Annotated in this window: 18 protein-coding genes; 11 read left to right on the top strand and 7 right to left on the bottom strand. The window is 38.9% G+C overall.

The window, feature by feature from the left end; translation table 11 throughout:
- Positions 1 to 66: 66 nt before the first annotated feature.
- Complete coding sequence (locus RM049_RS22705; RefSeq protein ID WP_322705771.1) at positions 67 to 3,450, bottom strand: EAL domain-containing protein; 3,384 nt, start codon at positions 3,448 to 3,450, stop codon at positions 67 to 69.
- A 421-nt stretch (positions 3,451 to 3,871) separates the two neighbouring features.
- Positions 3,872 to 4,756, bottom strand: coding sequence for a ParA family protein (locus RM049_RS22700; RefSeq protein ID WP_322673996.1), 885 nt, complete (start codon positions 4,754 to 4,756; stop codon positions 3,872 to 3,874).
- Positions 4,757 to 5,294: 538 nt separating this feature from the next.
- Between RM049_RS22700 and RM049_RS22695 the strand changes: the two genes are divergently transcribed.
- From RM049_RS22695 to RM049_RS22685, 3 genes are all read left to right on the top strand, one after another.
- Positions 5,295 to 5,705 carry a 2TM domain-containing protein gene (locus tag RM049_RS22695; RefSeq protein WP_322705770.1) on the top strand — a complete coding sequence of 137 codons (411 nt, stop codon included), beginning with the start codon at positions 5,295 to 5,297 and terminating at the stop codon, positions 5,703 to 5,705.
- 340 nt (positions 5,706 to 6,045) lie between these two features.
- On the top strand, positions 6,046 to 6,372 hold the full coding sequence (locus RM049_RS22690) for a phasin family protein (protein WP_190941652.1): 327 nt from the start codon (positions 6,046 to 6,048) through the stop codon (positions 6,370 to 6,372).
- 78 nt (positions 6,373 to 6,450) lie between these two features.
- On the top strand, positions 6,451 to 6,972 hold the full coding sequence (locus RM049_RS22685; protein WP_322673998.1) for an FKBP-type peptidyl-prolyl cis-trans isomerase: 522 nt from the start codon (positions 6,451 to 6,453) through the stop codon (positions 6,970 to 6,972).
- 185 nt (positions 6,973 to 7,157) lie between these two features.
- On the opposite strand, the gene RM049_RS22680 is transcribed toward RM049_RS22685, so the two are convergent.
- From RM049_RS22680 to gloB, 4 genes are all read right to left on the bottom strand, one after another.
- Positions 7,158 to 7,676: an alpha-ketoglutarate-dependent dioxygenase AlkB gene (locus RM049_RS22680; protein ID WP_322705769.1), complete on the bottom strand. Its 519-nt coding sequence runs from the start codon at positions 7,674 to 7,676 to the stop codon at positions 7,158 to 7,160.
- A gap of 24 nt (positions 7,677 to 7,700) precedes the next feature.
- Complete coding sequence (gene dnaB, locus RM049_RS22675; RefSeq protein WP_322705768.1) at positions 7,701 to 10,316, bottom strand: replicative DNA helicase; 2,616 nt, start codon at positions 10,314 to 10,316, stop codon at positions 7,701 to 7,703.
- Positions 10,317 to 10,460: 144 nt separating this feature from the next.
- The gene (rplI, locus tag RM049_RS22670; RefSeq protein WP_322674026.1) at positions 10,461 to 10,919 is read right to left on the bottom strand and encodes a 50S ribosomal protein L9; all 459 of its coding nucleotides are present in this window, start codon (positions 10,917 to 10,919) and stop codon (positions 10,461 to 10,463) included.
- A gap of 406 nt (positions 10,920 to 11,325) precedes the next feature.
- A complete protein-coding gene (gene gloB / locus RM049_RS22665; RefSeq protein WP_322705794.1) occupies positions 11,326 to 12,099 on the bottom strand; it encodes a hydroxyacylglutathione hydrolase in 774 nt (257 codons plus the stop codon).
- A gap of 432 nt (positions 12,100 to 12,531) precedes the next feature.
- Between gloB and RM049_RS22660 the strand changes: the two genes are divergently transcribed.
- From RM049_RS22660 to RM049_RS22625, 8 genes are all read left to right on the top strand, one after another.
- On the top strand, positions 12,532 to 13,896 hold the full coding sequence (locus tag RM049_RS22660) for a glycosyltransferase (protein ID WP_322705767.1): 1,365 nt from the start codon (positions 12,532 to 12,534) through the stop codon (positions 13,894 to 13,896).
- Between the two features lie 122 nt (positions 13,897 to 14,018).
- Complete coding sequence (locus tag RM049_RS22655) at positions 14,019 to 15,182, top strand: glycosyltransferase family 4 protein (protein ID WP_322705766.1); 1,164 nt, start codon at positions 14,019 to 14,021, stop codon at positions 15,180 to 15,182.
- Between the two features lie 41 nt (positions 15,183 to 15,223).
- Positions 15,224 to 17,464 (top strand): ATP-binding cassette domain-containing protein, encoded by a 2,241-nt coding sequence (locus tag RM049_RS22650; protein WP_322705765.1) that lies wholly within the window; start codon positions 15,224 to 15,226, stop codon positions 17,462 to 17,464.
- A 68-nt stretch (positions 17,465 to 17,532) separates the two neighbouring features.
- Positions 17,533 to 18,750: a glycosyltransferase gene (locus RM049_RS22645; protein WP_322705764.1), complete on the top strand. Its 1,218-nt coding sequence runs from the start codon at positions 17,533 to 17,535 to the stop codon at positions 18,748 to 18,750.
- Between the two features lie 31 nt (positions 18,751 to 18,781).
- Entirely contained in the window at positions 18,782 to 19,741 is a 960-nt protein-coding gene (locus RM049_RS22640; RefSeq protein WP_322674005.1) for a glycosyltransferase family 10 domain-containing protein, read from the top strand.
- A 3-nt stretch (positions 19,742 to 19,744) separates the two neighbouring features.
- Positions 19,745 to 20,725: an Npun_R2821/Npun_R2822 family protein gene (locus RM049_RS22635; protein ID WP_322705763.1), complete on the top strand. Its 981-nt coding sequence runs from the start codon at positions 19,745 to 19,747 to the stop codon at positions 20,723 to 20,725.
- A 3-nt stretch (positions 20,726 to 20,728) separates the two neighbouring features.
- Positions 20,729 to 21,619: an Npun_R2821/Npun_R2822 family protein gene (locus RM049_RS22630; RefSeq protein WP_322705762.1), complete on the top strand. Its 891-nt coding sequence runs from the start codon at positions 20,729 to 20,731 to the stop codon at positions 21,617 to 21,619.
- 16 nt (positions 21,620 to 21,635) lie between these two features.
- On the top strand, positions 21,636 to 22,670 hold the full coding sequence (locus RM049_RS22625; protein ID WP_322705761.1) for an Npun_R2821/Npun_R2822 family protein: 1,035 nt from the start codon (positions 21,636 to 21,638) through the stop codon (positions 22,668 to 22,670).
- 224 nt (positions 22,671 to 22,894) lie between these two features.
- Here the strand turns inward: RM049_RS22625 and RM049_RS22620 are convergent, their stop codons facing one another.
- Positions 22,895 to 23,269 carry a hypothetical protein gene (locus tag RM049_RS22620; protein ID WP_322674009.1) on the bottom strand — a complete coding sequence of 125 codons (375 nt, stop codon included), beginning with the start codon at positions 23,267 to 23,269 and terminating at the stop codon, positions 22,895 to 22,897.
- Positions 23,270 to 23,289: the final 20 nt, after the last annotated feature.

Below are 23,289 nucleotides of genomic sequence, written 5' to 3'. Positions count from 1 at the left end.
TCCCAAGTGAAATTAATCACCCAGTTTAACAAAGTGTTTCTTTAAAAAGAATTTGCTCCCAAGATTTTATCTTTTTAAAAAGTTTTTTCCGCACAAGTTAGCAGCAAGGAGTATTTCTACTTCAGACCGTTCCATAGGTGGTAAGAAAAAATACCCTTGCCCATAATCACATTCTAAAGCCTTCAATTGTGTTAATTGGTCTACAGTTTCTATGCCTTCTGCTGTTACAGACATATTTAAATTATGGGCTAATGTCACAATCGCTCGAATAATTTCTAAATTTTCTCCTCGACTACCTATACTGCTAACAAAAGAGCGGTCAATCTTAATGGTTTTGATTGGTAGGCGATGTAGATAACTCAAGGATGAATAGCCAGTCCCAAAATCATCCATGTGCATTTCAACATTCAGTGCTGTTAATTGGGAAAGCACAGTGGTAGCTAATTCAAAATTATCCATCAACAAGCTTTCAGTAATCTCCAATTTCAAACAGCATGGCTCTAGTCCAGTTTGCTGCAAAATATGTTTAACTTGTTTAAACACATCGGGTTGTGTGATTTGTTTACCAGAAAAATTTACGCTCATCGTCAAAGGTTGTGAGGTAGGAAATTGTTTATGCCATTTCTGCATTTGGTGACAGGCTTCATAAAGCACCCATTGCCCGATACTAACAATCATTCCAGTTTCCTCAGCTAGGGGAATAAAATCTTGAGGGGAAATAAGTCCTCGTTCTGGATGATACCAACGTATCAGTGCTTCAAATCCAATAATTTTGCCAGTTGTCAGAGAAACAATTGGCTGGTAATTAAGGCGAAATTCTTCTTGCTTGAGCAGCGCATTTCGCAGAGCAGTTTCTAACTCTAAAAGCAAAGCTGCACCCTCGTGCATCTTTGGATCAAAAACCTCATAACGTGCCTTACCAAGTGATTTGGCACAATACATTGCCACATCAGCATCGCGTACAATCTGTGCTGCTTGCTCATAATCTGCTCTACTCAAAGCGATGCCAATACTAACATTAGTAAACACCCGATGCTCATTTAATTGAAATGGCAAAGCTAGCACCTTTTTAATTCGCTCGGCTACCTGTATTGCGGTGTTGATATCCTCAATTTCCTCAATTAAGATTGTGAACTCATCTCCGCCAAAACGAGCTACTATGTCTCCGCCTCGCAGAACTGACTTGAGCCGATGAGAAATTGCAATCAGAAGTTGATTTCCTAGTAGATGTCCAAGGCTGTCATTAACAACTTTAAAGCGGTCTAGGTCTAAGAATAGTACGGCAAATAAATAATTATTTTGCTGTTTAGACTGTTCTATTGCCTGCTGCACCCGCTCCATAAATAACCGTTGATTAGGTAATCCAGTTAGCCCATCATGAAGACTATTGTGCAGTAATTGTTCTTGTGCTTCTTGACGTTTAACAATGTCTTGTTGAAGTTGTTTATTAACCCTAATAAGTTCAATAGTGCGTTCTAGTACCAACTGCTCAAGTTGATAACGATACTGGATTAATTCTTTCTCTGCTAGCTTCCGCTTAGTGATATCACGGACAATAACAATATACTCCCGCAGCAAAGAATTAAATGGCTGGGAAATCGTTGATTCAACAATTCGCAAACCTTGGTTAATTTTCAAGCTTTGCTCGCTTCTAGTAGACCATTGCTCCGGTTTGCCGCGATAGCATATTAGAAGTTGATTTAAGTTTCGCCCAAGTAGCTGCTGAACACTTGTTTGAAATAATTCTTCAGCAGCGGCATTTGTCTGAGAAATTGTCCCATCTTCATCTAATACTAAAACAGTATCTGGAACAGTATCGAGAGTAGTGATAAATAGGTTTCTTGCTTGTTTGCGTGCTTCATCAATAGCAATGATTTGTGGTAAGGTTGTCCAACAAGCGATCGCAACCCCTGTAAAAGAAAGCGTCACTAATAAAATCGCTAGAAAGGAATTTTGAGGATGATTAGAAAATCTATCTAAAAAATCGCGAATAACCCAACTGATTGTGGCAGTAATACAAATTAATGATACTAAAACAATCACTTGTAATACTACAAAATCTGGATTATTTCTACTAGGCTTAGTATCGTAACGCTGTGTCCACCAATTTGGATGTAATGGCGCAAATCTTAACTGCCTTAGAACTAAATCTCCAATTGTCAAAATAATGGGTAATAATAATCCCACTAAGAAATCTCTCCAGTTCCAAGCTAAACCTCCCACTATTAGAACTACCGTTTCGACCATGAAAAAACCAAGCGACCACCAAGGCCATAATACGTGTGGTTTACCACGACACATCCATAATCCCAGATGTAGCCCCATAATAGACATGAGATAACAGGTGCCTGCTACTGTGACAAGTTGAGATATATTTCCCAAATTTAGACAAAGCAAACTCAGTAGAAAGGTAACTAAAATAGCAGGAATAAGGACACCTTGACGGGAAACTAACGCAAATATAGGAGAAAGCTGTCTGTCTAAGGCGAGCTGGTATAATATCCGAGGAGAGTTAGAAACTGCTGTAGCAGAACTTAGAAGGCAAGATATAGTAATCAGAAGTGTTACTAGAAAAGGGGCAGATTCACCCCAAAAAGGCTTAGAAGCCGCTACTAGATTTAAGAACGCATCCTCACCTATTGTTGAATTTGGAACCGAACGCATTAATACCCAAGAACCACCTAGAAACACCGGAGGAATTAACCAAGCAGCTACGGTTAAAAACTTTAAAGTTTTATATGGGTGGCGGCTATCAGCAACAAAAGAAGAAGTGGTTTCACAAGCATAAATTGAATAGCTAGCTAGAAAAAACCATTTTGCCCATTCTTGAAAGCTCAGGCTATGGGTGCTAGTTGGGAGAAAATTAAAATTAGCAGATGAGAAGGCTAACCATAATACGCCTTGAACACAAAACAATAACAGTAATAAAATCGCTGGAAATACAAAAAATAAATGTAGAAGCGCCAAAGCACGGGTGCCACTGAACGCTAAAACAAATGGAATCGCTGTAAATAAAACTTTTAAGAAAGTTTCTGGACAAGAAATACCTAATGTTTCAAAATTGACTTTAATTAAGTTGGTGAGAATAATTGCATACAGTGCAGGTGCTGCTGCCCAGCTAAAAAAGTATCCTAATGCTACGTAACGGCCTAAGCCAGGAAACTTCTTTAATAGCCTTGTGGTATAGTTTGGTGTTCCTCCGGCAACATCTGACCAATGCCTACCTAGACTTTGTACCTGCAAGTTAAGCAAAAAGGAGATAATCGTGCCAAAAAACCAAACTAAGATAGCTTTCGGCCCTAACGCTGCATGAATGATAGGGGCAGTACCAATCCATCCAACATGACCAGTTAACCCAAAGCCCCAGGTTTCGAGATAACTTAGAGTCCGTGGTAGGCGCATTAGCAAGTGCTCATTGTTCTGTGCCCGTGCAGAATCGTTACTAACCATTGTTTCTTAGTGAGATTTACTGACCTTTTCACTCAATAGCTGAATCTCACCAATTATAGCTTCCGTATAACTGCTGAACTTTAAAAAAGGATAACTTATTTGTTACTGAATTGGGGATTTTAGATTTTAGATTGACCTTATGCCTAAAGAGCTTTCTTGAATAGAGAATTTTCAATTGGTTATTTGAGATTTATTCCATATAGCTTGTTTCTCACTGAGTAAGTATAAATTCTCTTTCTTTAGACCGTTAAAAAATTGAAAGGTTCAGATTTGTGACCTACTTAATAGACATAGACATCTCCAACAATCAATTATTCATTGCCTGAAACCCTTGTAAAGACGTAGCATTACTACGTCTTTACATTGATATCTCTAATTTAATAAATCGGAAATCGTGTTGTTCATCAATAATTAACTAGAGCTATAGCTTTTGCAACAACTCCTGAGTTAATTGCAAGAAAGCTTTTGAACCTGCTGATTGGGGAGCAATTAAAACAGCTGGCATAAAACTATCAACAGCCTTAGCAACATTGACATCAACTGGTATTTGTACCTTACAGATTTTTTCGACACCAAAATCCTCGACAACGCGGTGCATTACTTGTTTATAGTATCTGCCAGTAAGCAGGTTAGCACTGGACATACTAAATACAATTCCCAACATTTTTATATCTATCTTGGTTTCATGTCCGTGACTATCTTTTAATTGGGCAATCCGTCTTTCTAAGAGTTGAATACCCACTACAGATAATGGTTCTGGTTTTGCAGGAAGTATGTAGAAATCACTGGCAGCTAAAGCGCTACGAGTCAAGAGATTATAGCCTGGTGCGCAATCGAGAAGGATAAAATCATATTCTTGATGTACTGGTTTTAAAATATTATTAATTAAGACCCTTTCAAAACGATTCCAAATCGTTTCAAAGTCTTGTTCGCCCAAAGCAGTTGCTTGCTGATGCAGCATTTCTGAAACAACAAATTCATCATATAAATCGATATCTCCCGGCAATAAATCTAGTCCGGGAAGATTACAAACCTGGGATTGAATGATATCCTGAATTGTAAACTTTGCTTGGGGGTCTGGATTGATAACTTCGTCTATCAGATACCTAAATGTCTTACTTTGTTTACGAAGCTTGGCAAAATCTAAAGGCGACATCAAACTGAGTGTGGCACTAATTTGGCTGTCTAAATCAAGGACAAGCACCCGCTTGCCATGATTTTTAGCTAAACAAGTAGCTAAGTTGACAGTGAGGGTGGTTTTACCAACACCACCTTTCATATTGGCAGTAGCAATTACATATCCCATTGATTGAGTCCTCTATTGACGCATTCCCATTAGTGGTCTGTCCCATTAAATATTATGGGTTTGTAGTAAGCACAAAGCGTGCTTAAAAATCCAGGACTAAAGTCCTTATTACGAATTTATTCACCCCTCGTAACTAATGGGACAGACTACTAGGTAGCGTACACCTCTGCTGATATTTTAAATCTTCCATTAAATTTAATATTTTCAGAAATTCAAAAGAGTGATTTCAGCGATTTCTACTCATTGAGGCAGTAACATGTAGTTGGCTCTTTACCTGGAATCGAGCTATCAGCCTCCTTTACTCCATAATGACAATAGTTTGGCTTAATCCTGTAACAGCTCGCTCTCCAAAGCAATTATAGAGGTATTGACAAATACAGTAGCCCTAAATCAATTGTGAGAAAATAATAGTGTTGTGAATATCACTAAGTATTGAGTGCCAAATGTGGATACATTTGCTAATTGAATTGAACGAAGCCGATCGATAATTTCGTGAAATCAAAGGCGCATTTACACACAAACTTATAAGGTAATTAAAATGACTTACGATTCAGAAGATGTAGAACAAATCCTGCAAAAAGCACTCACTCGTAAAGACAAAGGTGAATTTTCACCAGAACAGCTTTTAGAAATGGCATCTGAGTTAGGTATTTCTTCTAATATTTTGGAAGCAACTGAAAAAAAGTGGCTGGTTCAACAAGAAGAGGAACGTTCGCGACACACATTTAATACTTTCCGACGCAGAGCCTTTTGGACACACTTTGTTTCTTTCGTAGCGGTGAATTTATTCCTCATTCTTTTAAATTTAATCACTAGTCCTAGTTATTTTTGGGCTATTTTCCCAGTATTAGGATGGGGGTTAGGATTATTTTTTCATTGGTGGAGTGTTTATCAGAGTAAATCAGAGGATTACGAGATCGCTTTTCAGAAATGGCGTACACAAATTTAACTTCTCCTTTAACGATCAATCTTAGATATTTAGCGATCGCTGTTATCCAAATTTGTGCGTCCTTCTAAATAAAATCTTCTCATGAACTACTCACATTCACCGCCAGGGGTGAGTGTGAGCTTTGTAATTTATAGGGAATTGCCTGTGACATTGCAAAATATATAAATCTGGGCAACCTTAAACTTGAGGAGTTGTATAATCACGACCTTTGATCCTTATCTTTGTGCTTGCCAATTTGCCAAAATAGAGCTGTAGGCTAGAATAACTACGCTTTAAGAAGCTTGATTGCCTAAACTCAGGAGCAAGGGTCGGCTGGTTAATAAGATAAGAGGAAGGGAGTATGGACAACAACAACAACTGGTTGCAACAGCTAATGATGGTGGGTCTTGGTACAACGTCTATAGTCGCAGAAAAACTGCGGCAAGTCAGCGATGATTTAGTCAAAGACGGTAAGCTCAATCCTGAGCAAGCCAAGGCGGTAATAGATGATATTGCCCAGCAGTTAAAGTCGGAACAGGGAAACTTCGATGTGCAAATGCAACGGCAAATGCGAAACATGATGCAGGATTTGGGGGTGGCTCGTCAGTCAGAAGTGGACGAACTGAGGGGTAGAATTGACCGTTTAGAGCGTCAATTACGCGATTTAGAAAATAAGCTTTGGCGTTAGAATGCCCTTTCTGATTTAAACTAAATGTGTCCTGTTGGTAATCTTTTTGCCAGGATACCTAAGTAAGGAGAACTGATTTTGAAACCAATTTTCCTCAGCGTGGCCTTCATGCTGGTATGTGTTGCGCTTTTGATTGTGGGGCAAGTAAGTAGTAAACAGAATACTGCAATTGCTGCCGAGTTAACCCAAACGCCGCCAGCCTCCACAACTGTAACTGAAAACAATATCTTAATAGCGAGTAATCCTATGTCTGATGCTAATGCCGTAACCACTCCCTCTGGATTAAAGTATGTGGAGTTAAAAGAGGGGACTGGGGCGACTCCTAAACCGGGACAAACGGTTGAAGTTCACTATGTCGGCACTTTAGAAAATGGTACTAAGTTTGATAGTTCACGCGATCGCGGTCAACCGTTCAGCTTTAAAATTGGTGCTGGACAGGTAATCAAAGGTTGGGATGAAGGACTTAGCACTATGAAAGTAGGCGGTCTTCGTCAGTTAATCATCCCCTCTGAGTTAGGCTATGGCGCTCGTGGTGCTGGTGGCGTGATTCCACCCAATGCCACTCTAATTTTTGAAGTGGAATTGCTGGGAGTTAAATAGGGATTGGGGACTAGGGATTGGGTACTGGGAACAAGGAGGAGTTATTAACATAAGTTTCTATTCTCTGTGTTCTGAATGCCCAATACCCTATCAGATAAATTAGGTATTTCAAACTACAGATGGGACAGAAGTATAGCTAGAAAAGATGAGAAAAAGTATCTGTAACTTTAATCGGACTGCCGCAACTATACCAACAACCTAAAAGTCAGACTGATACGCCCGAATGTTTCTGGTTGCTTGAGAATTCCATGCTTCCAGTATTGCTGCGTCTTTTGAGACATAAAAAGTAGAGAACCACTTTTGAGTAAGTAACTATGTTCAATGGTTTTGTCTAGTTTATTTTGAAATGTAATTATTCTTTCAGCCCCTAACGAAATAATAGAGATACCAGTATCGTCCATGAGTTCATCAATTGAATCGGAGTGAAATCCCATTGTTGAGTTACCATTTGTGTAATAATTGACTAAACAATTGTTTGGTCGAAACCCAAAGTGTTTTTCAAGCCTATCAATAATAGGAATTAACTCATTCAGCATCGGGCATGAGTCGTAAGAAATGTTTGAGTAATTATATGGTGAACCAAAGCTAGCTGTTTTTCGTGCCTGTATACGCTCATCCCAGTTAATTATGGATACAAGACTATTAAATAGAGAATGACTATTCGGCAAAAATAGATCACTAATGAGTAAATCAGGCTCATTCATTGCTCAAATGATTATTTTTTCTGGCTAAATTTTTAAATTTTGAAACTTTGTAAACTGTGGATTAAACAAAAGTTTCGCAGTACCTGTAGGCCCGTTGCGATGTTTAGCTATAATTACTTCTGCAATGCCGCGATCGGGAGTATCAGGAGAGTAATATTCATCGCGGTATAACATTATTACTAAATCGGCGTCTTGTTCGATCGAACCTGATTCTCTCAAATCAGATAACATAGGGCGTTTGTTAGTACGTGCTTCCACTCCTCGACTCAACTGAGATAAGGCAATAACTGGAACAGATAATTCCCGCGCTAAACCTTTGAGTTGTCGCGTAATTTTTGATAATTCTTGTACGCGATTATCACCTGCTCCTTCCATCAATTGCAAGTAATCTATTACAATTAATCCTAATTCAGTTCCAATTTCAGCTTGCAGTCTTCTTGATTGACTACGCATTTGTGTAACTGTGATATTCGGCGTGTCATCAATATAAATTGGCATCTCGGAAAGTATACCAATAGCACGGCTTAAAGGTTCCCACTGTGTTTGACTCAGCCGCCCAGTTCGCAAATAACTACTTTCAATTTGCGCTTCACTAGCTAATAGACGTTGCGTCAGTTGCTCTTTGGACATTTCCAAGCTGAAAAAAGCAACTGGTAACTTATAAGAAGCAGCGATATTATGAGCTAGATTCAGACAGAACGCGGTATTGTGAACACAGATATCATTGGCAACAAAATTGTGTGTTTCTGGGATTGTTAAGTCATAAACTTGTTTGCATCCCATCGATTCAATCGAAACTATTTCATCCCAGTACACATCACTCGCTGCTAACTGTTGAAGTGGCGAATTTTCTAAAGTACTTGCTAATATCCAAAGCCTTTCTCGTGTTAAAGCACGTTTCCCAACATGGATATTTGAATACCCTTGAATTCCGGCACGTTGAGCTAAAAGAGTCCAAGGTTCATTACCTTTAGCTGTTGTTATCTGTTCCCAAATTTCTATTGGAATGAGGTCACGATTTGTTTGATATCTCTTTTTAGCTATTGCATCTGCGACCTTAGTTAATGCCTCTTCTTTGCCAAAAATACCAATTTCTGAGATAAAATTTTTGATGCTCTGGGCATCAGTAATATCTAATTGCCAAGCTTGTCTGCGAGTGTCTTTATATTTCACAGAGCGTTTTTTCAGACTGGCAATAATTCCAAATCGCAATAACAAATGTTGTATTTGTCTAGCTAATTTTTCGCTGACAGTACAGTAGCCTAACTGCGATTGACCGCTTGTAAGTACTGTAGCCCATCCATCGGTTGCAAATAAACGATTGAGGAATAAGGAAAGTTGCGATCGCTCCAATTTAAAAATAGCTTGCGGAATGATTTTGGTATCAGCTTTTTTGCCCCATAGTCCTATGTTTTCCAACCATGTTGTTAAAGGATTCTTTTGCCCTTGAGACATAGCTGCATAGAGTATTGGGGTGCGTTCACTCCTAATTTCTATCGTAACTTTCAACTTGGGTGAAAAGCTGATAACAGCGTATGTGAAATCATTTTGGATGCGAGAGTTAATATTAGTAAATTCTGGTGTTGAATCTGTTAAGCACCCATCACCTATGAAATATGCCAATAATTTAACTTCACACTCGCGGATAGTTTCTGTACCAAATACATTAAGTTTACGAGCTACAGCAATTTTATCCCCTACTCTTAATTCTGAAAGTTGTCGCCATCCATTGATGGTTAAATAAGGATGGGTGATAGTACTTTCAATATATCGTCCTAAGCGAGTAGTAACACTAAAAACTGGTTTAATGCCGTCATTAACAAAGGCTGAAGCTTGAGTTAAATGAAACTTCCAATCATTTCCTAAAGTTATTAACTCAGCTTGCCGACGATGATATATTTCTTTAATAGTTGAGATACTCCCGTCACTCAAAAGTATTTCCACATTTTCATGCAAACATTTCCCCATCGATGGACGACCCGCGATAATAATCAAATCAGAACGCTGAAAGCCGCTAGTCATGGCATCTAAATCGTAAAATCCGCAGGGAATTCCAGGTAAAGCGATGCCTTGATTTCTATCTTCAATATCCTGGAAATTATTAATTAGAGTATCAGAAATGTGAACTAAACCCGATTGGGGACGCTCTTGAGTAACACCGAAAACTTTCTGTTCTGCCCGATCTAAAACTTGTGGTAACTCGGTTTCTGTTTCGTAACCAAGATGTACAATTTCATTGCCAGCTTTAATTAATTGTCGCCGCAGGTATTTTTCCATGACTAACCCTGCTAAGGCGTCGATGTTAACTGCTGACACTGTACGGTCTACCAGAGTTGCTAATTTATTTCTACCACCTATCCGGGCTAGCATTTCATGGTCGGTCAGCCAACTTGTCACAGAGAGTAAGTCTGTGGGTTTACCTTGAGTGTGGAGCCTCACAGCTGCTTGATAAATATCTTTGTGAGCGCTAATGTAAAAAGCTTCGGGAAGAAGGCGATCGCTAACTCGACTAATCGCTTCTGGATCTAGCAAAATACCCCCCAAAATCGCTTCTTCCGCCTCAATATTTTGTGGTGGAAGGCGTAGTTGACCGCCGTTGGCATCGCTACCTAGCCCTTGAAAACTCAATTCTTCAGCCATAAACGATTTTATTTTGAGATTTTGCTAGAGACGCGATTAATCGCGTCTGTGTAGGATTAGAGACGCGATTAATCGCGTCTGTACAAGAGTTAGGAGTTTCTCTTGCTCCTTCATCCCCCTTATCCCTTTGTCCCTCTTTTGAGATTAACTAGCTACTACTTGAATATCGACTTGCGCCGCTACTTCCGAATGCAGCTTAATTTCGGCTTGATAGGTACCAAGGTGGTTAATATCGGGGATGGTAATTCCACGTCGATCGATTTCTTGACCGGTGGCTGCCTTAATTGCATCTACAACATCTTGGGTGGTGATAGTACCGAAAATTGCTTCGTTTTCACCAACTTGTTTAGCAATTGTCAAGCTGCCAACTTTTTCTAAAGATTCTTTTTGCTCAAGAGCTTGTTGTCTGAGTTCTAATTGCCGTTGACGCTCTTGCTCGCGACGGCGTTCTACTTGCTTGAGAATACCAGGAGTGGCATTGGTTGCCAATTTCTGGGGAATCAGATAGTTACGAGCGTAGCCAGGAGCTACTTCCACTAAGTCGCCAGATTTTCCCAGCTTGCTGATATCCTGATTTAAAACTAACTGCACGCGTTTCGCCATCGTTTTTCGTTTTTCCGGTAAAATATGATTAATTTGGGTGGGTTTGAGCAGCATAGCTCACTAAAACAGTGCTGTTAGCTGTAGCAGGGCGTTGAGCCAGTGCTGAGTAAACAGTCCTAAATAACGAGTGTTTTTTCAGAACTTAGAACTCCTGAAATGAGTATATTGTCCCAAGTAGCTTTGCCCATACCCTAAAGCTTACAGATCCTAGCGAAAGGAAGGGGGCGATCGCAACTATTAGCGCTAGAAAGTTGAGGAGTGGAGGCAGGGGAGCAGAGGAGCAGGGGAGACAAGGGAGACAAGGGAGACAAAGGGACAAGGAGATAAACAAAACTCTTAACTCTTAACTCCTAACTCAGCACTCAGCACTCAGCACTCAGCACTCCTAACGTCCAATGCCCAATACCTAAAAGTTATTTTTCATTTCCCGTATCCGCGCAAAGGTTTCCACTCCATCGCTACCCTTAACGGTTGATTGTAATGATGGTTGATCCCAACGTAAAAAGGGATTGGTTTGCTTCTCCATTCCCAGCAGCGAGGGTATGGTAGCTTCTCCTCGACTACGGAAAGTTTTCACTTCATTGAAGCGTTTTTGTAAGTCGGCATTGTCGCCATCCACAGTGAGGGCAAATTGCAGATTTCCTAAAGTGTATTCGTGGGCACACCAAATACGCGTATCATCTGGTAAAGAGCGTAGTTTGGTTAAAGAATCTACCATTTGGGTTGGTGTTCCTTCAAATAAGCGACCGCAACCGCCAGAAAATAAGGTATCGCCACAAAATAAATCGCCTGTCTCACCAGATTTTTCGGGGGGAAAGTAGTAAGCGATGTGAGCGCGGGTATGTCCGGGAACAAAAATAACTTCAGCTGTGCGATCTGCAAACTGGACGCGATCGCCTTGTTGCAAAAACACCTGCTGTCCGGGAATTCGCCCGCGATCTTCGACGCCACCGTAGACTGTTAGTTGCGGGAAGTGTTCTATTAATTTCTGATTGCCACCTACATGGTCATTGTGGTGGTGTGTGTTGAAAATCGCCACCAACTCAGCTTTTAACTGTGCAAGTTGCTTTAGTACTGGTTCAGCCTCTGCTGGATCGACAACCGCAGCAATTTGTTTCTGGCGATCCACCAGCAAAAATATGTAGTTATCTGAGAGTGCCTCAAGCCTGATTACTTCCATCACTCAATATCTCCCTTTCCAGTAAATACTTTGGAACTTTTCAACAATCTTAAATATCTCAATCAGAAAAGGTTGAGAAAGTCCATAAATACTATGATAGTACACAACCGTAATAATACTTAAAACTATGCTAATTAACTATAAATTATGATTTGGGTATATCAGTAAAATTTCTCTGGGAGGAAGTGTAAAAGCTAAGTTAGATTTATTCTGTTCTTTTTGTCCTAAATTGTCTTTTTTACTCAAAAACACCAAATCAGTCATCGAAAAATTTTTATTTGTACATATTAACTATTAATACGGATAATACGGAATTTTATAGATTCACCTTGGATTATTTATAAAAGATAGATGTTAATAACAACTAAATAGAGCAATCAATCGTGGTGAAAAAAAGATGAGCTTTCCAATTTTTCATTTGCAGGTTCATAAATGAAGCTAATCCATACAACTAGCTGGTATTTTCCAGATTCATCAGCCGGTGCTGAAGTATACTTAGATTCACTACTGCATGGCTTACAAGTACATGGACTCGAAAGTATTGTCGCTGCTCCTAAACAAGGTACAGAGGAAGATACTTACGAATACAATGGCATTTCAGTTTATCGTTATCCTGTTTTTCCTAACCCCAGCAAGATACAAGTACACAAGCAGCTACCCCACGGCGGCTTTAAAACTTTTGCTAATTGGCTAGAAAACAATCGAGCCGATATATACCATCAACATTCATGGCGATTTGACTGCGGTTTACATCATCTTGCTCTCGCCCGCCAGTTAGGGATGGCTACTGTAGTCACCGTCCACATACCTGAACCTATATGTCTGCGTGGTACGATGATGCGCTGGGGTGAAGAACCTTGCAATGGGCTGATTGACTCTGTTAATTGTAGTCAATGTTTGGGAGTAGCAAAACAAGTATCGCCTTGGATGCTTAAGGCTTTAGGTGAAGTTCCCTTGGATGTTGGCATCGCAGCAGAAACAAAATTACTTACTTCTAAAAATTTCAAGCTACGCCTGCTTGGTAAAACTCTTGGTATTCCTACCCTAGTGTCTCAACATAGACGCAATTTGATGCAACTAGCAAAACTAGCCGATCGCATTGTTGTAACGAGTAATTGGCAATACAATGCTTTTGTTGCAAACAAGGTTCCTCCCGAAAAACTTACTGTCTCTCGGCAAGGTGTTGCTAACACTTTTAAACGTGAAGTAACACCAAACAAATTACAAAACTCTACATTAAAAATCGGCTTTTTGGGTCGCTGGCAAGAAACTAAAGGGGTACAAGTTTTAGTAGAAGCGGTACATAGTCTACCAAATGATATACCTGTAGAGTTAATTCTTCATGCTACTCATCCGGGAAAATACGGTGCCGCCAATCGGGAAAAAGTTATGGCGATCGCGGCTCGCGATCCCCGAATTCGGATTGCTGAACCACTTTCACGCGAAGCAGTACCAGACGCATTAGCAGGTTTCGATATACTAGCAATACCGTCGCAGTGGTTAGAAACTGGCCCCATAGTTGCCTTAGAAGCACAAGCTATGGGCATTCCCGTACTAGGTTCAAATTTAGGAGGGATTGCTGAGTTAGTCAGTCACGGCATCGATGGTTGGTTAGTTCCAGCTAAAGATGTCCAAGCATGGGCACAAGCGATCGCAACTTTAGCCAAAGACGCTGATTTACTAGCTAAGTTACGTCAAGGTATCCAGCCAGTACGTACAATGGATACTGTTGCTTCAGAGATGTTGGCACTTTACCATGAAATCTTAAAAATTCCTCAGAAAAACTTTATATCTTGATGGATTGACACCGAATTTCTTTAGTTGCTTCAACTCCGACAAAACAAATTAAATTAATATTTGCAGATTTAGCAACATCTGACAAATATTGGGAAAATTAAATAAAAATAAGTATAAAAATAGTGAAAAATTTTTCTAAAATATCCTTGTTGGTTTCCGATTTATCAAGTGCAGCAATTCTGCGTGCATACTTGATAGCAAAAGCTCTTAATCAGTTAGGATATGAAGTTGAAATTATGGGTTTTTTATTTGGAAATAACTTTTATTTAAATTTATCATCCGAATTCAACGTTTATAATTTACCAGGCAAAGACTTTCCAGAGTTTTTTGGCGAAATTCAAAAATTTTTACCAAAAATAAATGGCGATATAATTTATGCTATCAAACCACAAATAGCAAGTTTTGGAGTTGGACTATTAAGGAAAATATTTACTAGAAAGCCATTAATTTTAGATATAGATGATTGGGAACTTAGCTGGCATGGCGGTGATAACTGGCATTATCATCCTACACCCAAAGAATTAGCTAGGGATTTGTTGAAACCACAGGGCGCACTCAAAAATCCTCATCATACTTTATATGTGAAATGGATGGAAGGTTTGGTAAGTCACGCTGATGCTGTGACAGTGCATACTAAATTTTTGCAGCAGCGTTTTGGTGGTACATTTGTTCCGAATGGCAAAGATGTTTCCTTATTCGATCCCGCTCAATATGATGCTGAGTCTAGTAGAAATCGTTATGGTTTATCTGAATATCGGATTTTAATGTTTCCTGGTGCGCCAAGACCTTATAAAGGTTTAGAAGATGTTCTGATCGCGCTCGATAAACTTAATCAACCAGACTTGAGACTAGTAATTGTAGGTGGTAGTCCTTATGATGATTATGATAAACAACTTCAACAAAAGTGGGGACGTTGGATTATCAAATTACCTAAGTATCCAGCCGACGTTATGCCTGACTTGGTAGCAGCTGCTCACATTGTAGTTGTTCCCCAGCGAGATACTCCAGAAACTCGCGCTCAATTTCCATTGAAGTTGACAGATGGGATGGCAATGGCTAAACCTGTATTATCAACACGCGTTGGAGATATTCCCCAACTTTTAGGTGATACTGGTTATTTAGTCGAGCCTGGTTGTCCTGAGCAAATTGCTGAACAAATTCAATTGATTTTTCAGAATTTAGAGTCAGCAAACCAGAAAGGTATCAAGGCAAGAGAAAGATGTGTGGAACACTATAGCATCGAGGCTATGGCTTCTGTGCTCAAATCAGTAATTGCTCAGTTGTGAATAATATTATTAATTAAGTTAAATTTGCATAAAAATACCCAATGTCTACCAGAAAACTAATACTAAGATTCGCCAAACCCTATCCAGGTTTAATTATCCTAACAATGCTGTTGGGATTTTCTGGTGCTTTATTTAATGGTGTCGGTGTAACTTTGATTGTGCCAGTAATTTTGAGAATTGTCGGACAACCAGTAGATTTAACTGGTTTTCCTCCGATTCTCAAAGCTGTAATGTTTCCATTTGATAATCTTCCCGAAAATTCTCGGAATTTGGGAATGGCTGGAATAATTATATTAATAATTTTCTTAAAAAACTTATCTAGTTATTTTAGTATTTTAACATCGAGTGTTTTCACTCGGAGATTAAATGCGGATATTCGCGAAGCTAGCTTAGAGCTATTGCTAGATATTGATATAGACTATTATTCAAAAACGAAAGTAGGCGATATTATTAATCGCCTTGGTTCGGAAACTGCCCGCACTTCTAGCGCTATCGGGAGTATTATCAATTTAATTATTTTAATAATTACAATTTTAGTTTTCGTTGGTTTATTATTAGCAATTTCTTGGCAGCTAACCATCGCAGCAACAATTTTATTGGGTTTTATAACATTAATCAATCAATACACAATTAGTAGAGCGAAAAAATTTGGTCAACAACTATCAGAAATGTCTACATCTTATTCCATCAGTGTTTTAGAAACATTGAATGGAATTCGTTTAGTAAAGTCAACTGCCAATGAAGACAGAGAATATCAAAAAATTACTAAATTAATCCGCGATCGCGAAAAAGCAGATTTTCAATCTCAGGTAAACTCACAAGCGATCGGGCCGATAAGTGAGGTGATGGGAGTTATAGCTTTACTTTTGATTGTATTCTTGAGTAAAACTTTCTTTGCCAACCAGATTTCTTTCCTTTCAACGGTACTACTGACATATTTATTAGTATTACTGCGACTGCTACCTTTGGTCTCTCAGTTAAATAGTCTTCGTAGTAGCTTTGCCAATAGTGCTACTAGCGTAGAAATAGTGAGTGAGTTTTTAAGTCGCGATCGCAAGCCGTTTATGAAAAACGGTAATCTAATCTACACAGAACTAAAAGAAGGAATAGGTTTTAATTTACTTTCCTTTGCCTACCCCAGTCATGAAAAGTTAGTACTCAAAGATGTAAATTTATTTTTACCCCGTGCGACAACTCTCGCTTTGGTAGGTGGTTCTGGTGCAGGTAAGTCCACCTTGGCTGACCTCTTACCCAGATTTTACGATCCGACATCTGGCAGTATCTCTATCGATGGCACAGACCTGCGTGATTTTGATATTAAATCTCTCAGATCGCACATGGGAATTGTCAGTCAAGATACATTTCTCTTTAATGACTCGGTGCGAAATAACATTGCTTATGGAAGACCGGAAGCTACTGAAGATGAAATTATCTCAGCAGCCAAACGAGCAAATGCTTATGAATTTATTGATAAATTACCTCAAGGATTTGACAGTCAAATTGGCGATCGCGGTGTGATGTTGTCTGGTGGACAAAGGCAAAGATTAGCGATCGCTCGCGCCCTCCTGCAAAATCCAGAAATTTTGATTTTAGATGAAGCCACCAGCGCTTTAGATACCGTTTCCGAACGCTTAGTACAAGCTGCACTCGACGACTTAAGTCGCGATCGGACAACCCTTGTCATTGCTCACCGCCTTTCCACAGTCCAAAAAGCCGATCAAATTGCCGTTTTAGATCGAGGACAGGTGGTAGAAGTAGGAACCCATGAAACACTTTTACAAAAAGGGGGTTACTACTCACGCCTCTACTCAATGCAATTTGCCGATCAGACTGAAATTTCCACCAAAACTAATCCCAGCTTTAATCGCGTTTCTCACGAACTGCGTACAAGGCTTAACTCAATGATTGGTTTCCTCGGACTATTAGTTGACGATCTAGTAGACAATTCTCAAGAACGCCAGGAATTAATTGACCAATCATACAACTCAGCCTTAAGAGTTCTCAACGCTATCGATCTTTTCAGCGATGTAGTTAACCTGAAAATTAACTGGCAGTCATCGTCAGATATAGACCAAAATCAAGATGAACATAACCAATATCAAAACTTTAGTCATATCTCGGATGAGTTTCGCACGCGTCTCTATCCTCTAATTAGCTCTCTGCACTTGCTAGCCGATAAATTAGAATCCGAACCCCAAAAACAAAATTTATTAATTGCAGAATCTTATCAATCTGCTATTTACCTATTAGATGTATTAAAGCTTTTTGAAAATAAAGTTTAATTTTAATTAATGTCAGGAACAAAAGTACTTATACCCCAATCTTAAAAAACTTATCATCCCCAAAAAAAATGGTAAATTCTTCCAAGAAAAATCAATATATTTTCTACACCGGAGAGCTATCATTCAAGCCGGACACAGCACACGAAATTCATGATGTTCTTTGTGCCAACGCCGCAGCTAACTTAGGCTACTCGTCAGTTTTAATTTATCAAGATAAAAAAAATTCTTATGTTAATCTACTATCGTTAATTTATCCTTATAAGCCCAAAAGACCCGGAAAAGAATTTATCGAATTTTACGATGTTCAAGAAAAACTCAAAATTGCAGCATTGCCAATGCCTTGGCCTATCGATCGAATCGGTGGTAAATTTACTAATTCTAGTACAGTCGTAACTAAATATTATTTACCAGTTCATATCCTACCTCATACTAAAGTTGTCCACACGCGAGATTGGAACTTTGTCAAAGCCGCAGTCAAAAATAAAGTTCCGACAATTTATGAACGTCACTACTTTCAAGACCGAAAATTTGAGCAAGAAATTGTTCACAGTCCCTATTTTAAAATAGCTATAACTCAGTCAGAACCCATCCGGCAAAGCCTAATAGAAAATGGAATGCCACCGGAAAAAGTAGTTTGGCTACATAACGGATTCAATCAATCATTTTCGATCAGACAGCCCGAATCAGCCGAAAGGTGGCGGCAAGAATTGCTTATAAATGGACGTAAGCATTTAGTTGTCTATTCAGGCGCTTTGTATCCTTTCAAAGGAGTCGATCTCTTAATTGATTCCGCCAAAGAATTACCAGAAATTCAGTTTGTCATCACAGGAGGAACAGAAGCACAAGTACAAGCATATCAACAAATAGCCAGAGATAAAAATGTCGAAAACGTTAAATTCTTAGGCTGGATACTTCCACGAGAACGATTAGTCAGCTTGTTTCAAGCAGCTGATATTTTGGTTCATCCTCACTGCGCTGGAAAATCAGCAGATTTCACGAATCCAGTTAAGTTTTTTCAGTACATGGCTGCTGGCACTCCTATAGTTGCAACTGAAATTCCACCTTTAATGGAATTCAAAACATCACCTTTGATTGCCAGTTGGTGTACACCAGATAACCCGCAAAAACTTGCCCAATCCATTCAACATACTTTAGAAACTTATCCCAGAAAAATAGAGGGTTATGCAGCTAGTATAGATTTTGCCCAGCAATTTTCTTGGGAGAATAGAATTACCAAAATATTAAGCTATGTAGAAGAGGATCAACGTCCACCAATTTTAGGGTAACGGTACAAAAATAACTGAATAAATACGATTTATGACTATTAAAACTGTTGGCATGATTAGCAGCTATTCAGGCCTTGCTAAAAATAAAGATTGGTTATGGCAACAAACTCCGCACTACTTTGGTGTTTGGAACAATATTCAAATGTTGAAAATGGCAGAAAAGCCAGACTTTATGCTGCTATATCAATTTGATTTTCCTCAAGCACCGCCACAAAAATCTTGGTTAGATAGTTTTCGCAAACAGCAGCAAAAACCAGTAGTAAATGTTGAATCTCTACTGCGTGGCGTTAACAAAGAGCGGATTATTTATTTGCTTAGAGAACCGCCTTTAGATGAAGTTCTAAAAATAACTAATCATAATTATCAAGAAGCCCAGAAGTATTGTGGCTACGTTTCTGGCCCCGATGATTTTGCTCCCATTCCTGACTATATGCCTGCTATTTGGTATCACTCAAATTCATTTCAAGATTTAAATGAAATGCCGCCGCCCCCAAAAGTTGCCCCATGTAGTTGGATTACTTCGGGAATTAGCCGCACAGCCAATCATCGCCAGCGTTTAGATTTTTTACAATCTTTGCAATCTAGTGGCATGAAATTTGATTTGTATGGGCGTAACTTACCAGAATGGGCGAACAGTTCGGGAGAACTAGGTAACAAATGGTATGGCATGGCACCATACTATTACAATCTGGCAATTGAAAATTATGCTGATAATAATTGGTATGTGAGTGAGAAACTTTGGGATAGTTTACTTGCTTGGTGTTTACCAATTTACTATGGCGGCCCGGCTGCTGATAAGTTATTGCCGCCTGGTAGTTTTTTGCGGTTGCCCAGTTTAGATGAAAAAGGCATTGCCTACATCCAAGAAGTGACAGCTACACCTGATGCTTGGTATGCTGCCAAGGATGCGATCGCAGAAGCGCGTCAAATCATTTTACACAAGTTAAACCTGCTTAACTGGTTATCAAACTTTGTCGATCAACACTCATAAATTATGAATGGTATTTGTACCCTTGGCAATGATTATGTTTTCGATCAACTGGTGGCTTTGCTCAACAGTATTGATGTTATCTTAGGCCCAGAAACTCCTGTTTGTATCTATCCTTTTGACGATCGGACACAACGAATTGCTGATGAAATAGCGAAACGCCCCAATGTATTTCTTTACGACGACCGAGAATCAATCAACCGCTGGGATCAATTTATGCTCGCAGCAGCCCCAGAACGATTGAATCGAAGTAAATCCCGTCTTTATGGCGCTCATCGTCGTTTCTGCGCTTTTGATGGGCCATTTGAGAAGTTTATCTATTTAGATGCAGACACATTGGTAATGAAGTCACTTGCAGCAGTGTTTGAAAAGCTAGATAGTTATGATTTTGTCGTCTACGATTTCCAATTTACAGACGTTAGTAAAATATATAATGTTAATTCTCCCAAATTACTAAAAGTTTTTGAGCAAAAACGCATTGATTCCGAAATATTTTGCTCAGGCTTTTATGGTGCAAAACAAGGGCTATTTGACTCAGAAAAAAGAGATTGGCTAATATCACATTTACAAAATGGCGAGTCAGAAATTTTGTATGGTGGTGCTGGCGAACAACCATTAATCAACTACATGGTAATGAGGTCTAATCTTTCTATTTATAACTTTGCTCGCCAATTGCCAGATAATGAAAAAACAGGATGCTCTGCTAGCTCCAAACACTTCGAGGAACGAGAACATATTCTTTACGATCGCGCTAATCAACTAACTTATCTCCATTACATTGGGATTCCTCCTAATATTAATCAAGCAGTCTGTGCGGGAGAAAATATTGAGTTTCCCTATCGAGAGTTATTTCTCTATTATCGTTACTTACACGAACCAGAAAAGCGTCCAGTATTTACCAGTCCACCTAAAAATTATAATGACGCTCCAGTACCAAATTTACTTACCAGAGCTTTGCAAAAATTTAAGTTAATTAAACAAGGATAATTTATGAGTAGGGGCATTTATATAGTTGCCAATGACCGCGTTATCGATAATGCTATTGCTTTACTCAATAGCATTCGTTACTCTGACCCAGAAGTTACCATTTATCTCATACCTTTTAATGACAATTATCACAAGGTAGCAGAACAGCTTGCTACCTTACACAACGTCCAAATTTTCCCAGATTTAGAACTTATTGATACATTTACCAAACGCATCGGCGAAATTTTTGACCGAGATTTCCTTGCCTTACCCAACAAAATGCGTAAATTGGTGGCGTGGTTTGGGCCTTTAGATGAATTTATTTATATTGATACGGATATTGTCGTTTTTGAAAAAATTGCCGACAATTTAGACAAACTTTCAGAAGTCGATTTCTTCTGCTGTGATTACCATCATGCTAATGAAAAGCTGCGAAATATTTTTTCCCCATTTGTGAAAGAGCAGCAAATTTTTTCCGATGCCCAACTTCAAGATGTTTTCAATAGCGGTTTTTGGGCTTCGAGAAAAGGAGCTATTACCGAACAACAAATGGATGAAGCTTTGCGCGAGTGTGCCGCACATCGTGAATATTTCGATTTTTCTGAAGGAGTTACAGACCAACCAATTTTAAATTATCTTGTTCTTAAATTAATTTCCAAACGTGGAAATCTCGTAAAAATTCCTGGGGGAGGGCCTGGTAGTTGGGCTGGTTCGCGAAATTTCCAACAGCAAGATTACGCCTTGTATGACCGAGGACAACGACTCAAATATCTTCACTGGGCTGGTACGCGGATGAAAACTGGTAGTCCCTATTGGCAATTGTGGGAACACTATCGTTATCTGCATGAGGGTAAATTTGCCTTCATTCCCAAACTGACTCGCCGTTTATTTCCCTTTGTTTCTGCGCGTACTTAATATTAGGAGTATCCCAATGATTGATGGTATTTATATCCTAGCCAATGATGTTGTCTATGACCAATTAGTGGCGTTACTCAATAGTATGGAAGCTAATGCTGGTAGGAAAATTCCTATTTGTATAATTCCATATAATGAGCAGTTAGACAAAGTAAAGGCAGAGATTGCATCTAGAGATAATGTTACTTTATTTGAAGATTCTGATTCTATAGCTTATTGGGATAACTTTGCAACCCAGGTCTGGCAAAATCACTCAAGGGCACAAAAAACTTGGCGAAAATGGGGGCTTCCAGAACTTTATCGTCTACCAATGCATCGTAAGCTTTGTGGTTTAGATGGTCCCTTTGATAAATTTATTTATTTTGATGCAGATACGCTCCTTATGGGGCCTATAGACTATATATATGAAAAATTAGATAAATATGATTGGGTAACAAATGATTTTCAATATAAATCTGAATTGAAATATATTTTTGATGGTTCACCAGAACTTATACAGCAAATTTTTGACCAAGAAAAATTGCATTCTTATATATTTTGTGCAGGTTGGTTTGCCACTAAAAAACATATTTTTTCTCAAGCTACATTAGCAAACCTACTCGACAAATTACAGGTTAGTGAAGCTGATGTCATGGCTCTTGGAGGCCCTGACCAATCTTTATTTAACTACATGGTATTGAGAAGTGGAATTTCCTATTATAATTTTGCTTTTCATGACTGCGAACAGGCAACTGGCAACCATTGGAGTTCTCAATTTGATGTGGTAGATAACATCCTTTACGACCAAGGACGGCGGCTGACATATCTGCACTATATGAGTATAAGTTCACCACACTTTACTCAACTTTGCGCTGGTGAAGATATCGATATTCCATATCGAGATATATTTTTGCATTATAGATATTTAAACTCACCAGAACAAAGACCCAAAAGCTTTAGGCGTGAGAGTCCGCTAATGCGTTTGCAAAAGACTACTACAAGTTTTTTCAATCGAAAAGTCAACAATATTAAGCTTAATTATCGTAATTTAAAGGATAAAATGACTAACTAATTAAGCAAAAGTGGACAAAATGTTTTTTATTTTCTAGCTTATCTATTGCTCACTAATTAGGAAGGTAATTTTAACGCAATTAAATATTGGAATGATGAAATTTCAGTAAAAAATAATTATTCACCACTAGTTAACGATCTCATTTTTAGTAGAGCATCATTGCTGGCGGTGAGTATTTACGGTAATTTAGATATTTGTGAGGCTTCCTACTATTTAACCCTCTTCTAAGAAAAAGAATCTAAATCTAAAGATTGCATCCCTTCGCGTTGTATGAAGGTCATCATACTTCCCAACTGCAACCAAACTAGCAAACAAGTAAATAGACTAATTGGTAAACCGACTCCTAAAGCCAAGGATGAGGGAAAGCCAAATATTTCTAAACCTGAAGACATAAATAGACAAGTACCGCCTGTTATGCCGATAAATGGTACAAGTAATTGTTTCAGTGAGGAACGTGGCTGAGTATTTTCTGCTCGTTCGCTTGGCCAGTTCTGCACAATTACTTTCAAAGTGCCAGATAATGCCAAACCAGATGTTAATGCTATCAAAAAGCCAACAACTAAGAGAAAGTAAGGCGGTTGCTCAGGAAAATAATACATGAAAACTCCTAATTTATATT

It is taken from the genome of Nostoc sp. DedQUE04, from assembly GCF_034530995.1.
Classification (GTDB): domain Bacteria; phylum Cyanobacteriota; class Cyanobacteriia; order Cyanobacteriales; family Nostocaceae; genus Nostoc.
The sequence above is the reverse complement of the archived record's forward strand: the minus strand, read 5'-3'. Positions and strand labels throughout refer to the sequence as shown.

Coding starts and splice junctions, on each gene's coding strand:
- RM049_RS22705 (WP_322705771.1), bottom strand. CDS start 3,450: ATGGTTAGTAACGATTCTGCACGGGCACAGAACAATGAGCACTTGCTA.
- RM049_RS22645 (WP_322705764.1), top strand. CDS start 17,533: ATGGTAAATTCTTCCAAGAAAAATCAATATATTTTCTACACCGGAGAG.
- RM049_RS22695 (WP_322705770.1), top strand. CDS start 5,295: ATGACTTACGATTCAGAAGATGTAGAACAAATCCTGCAAAAAGCACTC.
- RM049_RS22620 (WP_322674009.1), bottom strand. CDS start 23,269: ATGTATTATTTTCCTGAGCAACCGCCTTACTTTCTCTTAGTTGTTGGC.
- RM049_RS22660 (WP_322705767.1), top strand. CDS start 12,532: ATGAAGCTAATCCATACAACTAGCTGGTATTTTCCAGATTCATCAGCC.
- RM049_RS22680 (WP_322705769.1), bottom strand. CDS start 7,676: ATGAATGAGCCTGATTTACTCATTAGTGATCTATTTTTGCCGAATAGT.
- RM049_RS22700 (WP_322673996.1), bottom strand. CDS start 4,756: ATGGGATATGTAATTGCTACTGCCAATATGAAAGGTGGTGTTGGTAAA.
- gloB (WP_322705794.1), bottom strand. CDS start 12,099: ATGGAAGTAATCAGGCTTGAGGCACTCTCAGATAACTACATATTTTTG.
- RM049_RS22650 (WP_322705765.1), top strand. CDS start 15,224: ATGTCTACCAGAAAACTAATACTAAGATTCGCCAAACCCTATCCAGGT.
- dnaB (WP_322705768.1), bottom strand. CDS start 10,316: ATGGCTGAAGAATTGAGTTTTCAAGGGCTAGGTAGCGATGCCAACGGC.
- RM049_RS22635 (WP_322705763.1), top strand. CDS start 19,745: ATGAATGGTATTTGTACCCTTGGCAATGATTATGTTTTCGATCAACTG.
- RM049_RS22690 (WP_190941652.1), top strand. CDS start 6,046: ATGGACAACAACAACAACTGGTTGCAACAGCTAATGATGGTGGGTCTT.
- RM049_RS22640 (WP_322674005.1), top strand. CDS start 18,782: ATGACTATTAAAACTGTTGGCATGATTAGCAGCTATTCAGGCCTTGCT.
- RM049_RS22630 (WP_322705762.1), top strand. CDS start 20,729: ATGAGTAGGGGCATTTATATAGTTGCCAATGACCGCGTTATCGATAAT.
- rplI (WP_322674026.1), bottom strand. CDS start 10,919: ATGGCGAAACGCGTGCAGTTAGTTTTAAATCAGGATATCAGCAAGCTG.
- RM049_RS22625 (WP_322705761.1), top strand. CDS start 21,636: ATGATTGATGGTATTTATATCCTAGCCAATGATGTTGTCTATGACCAA.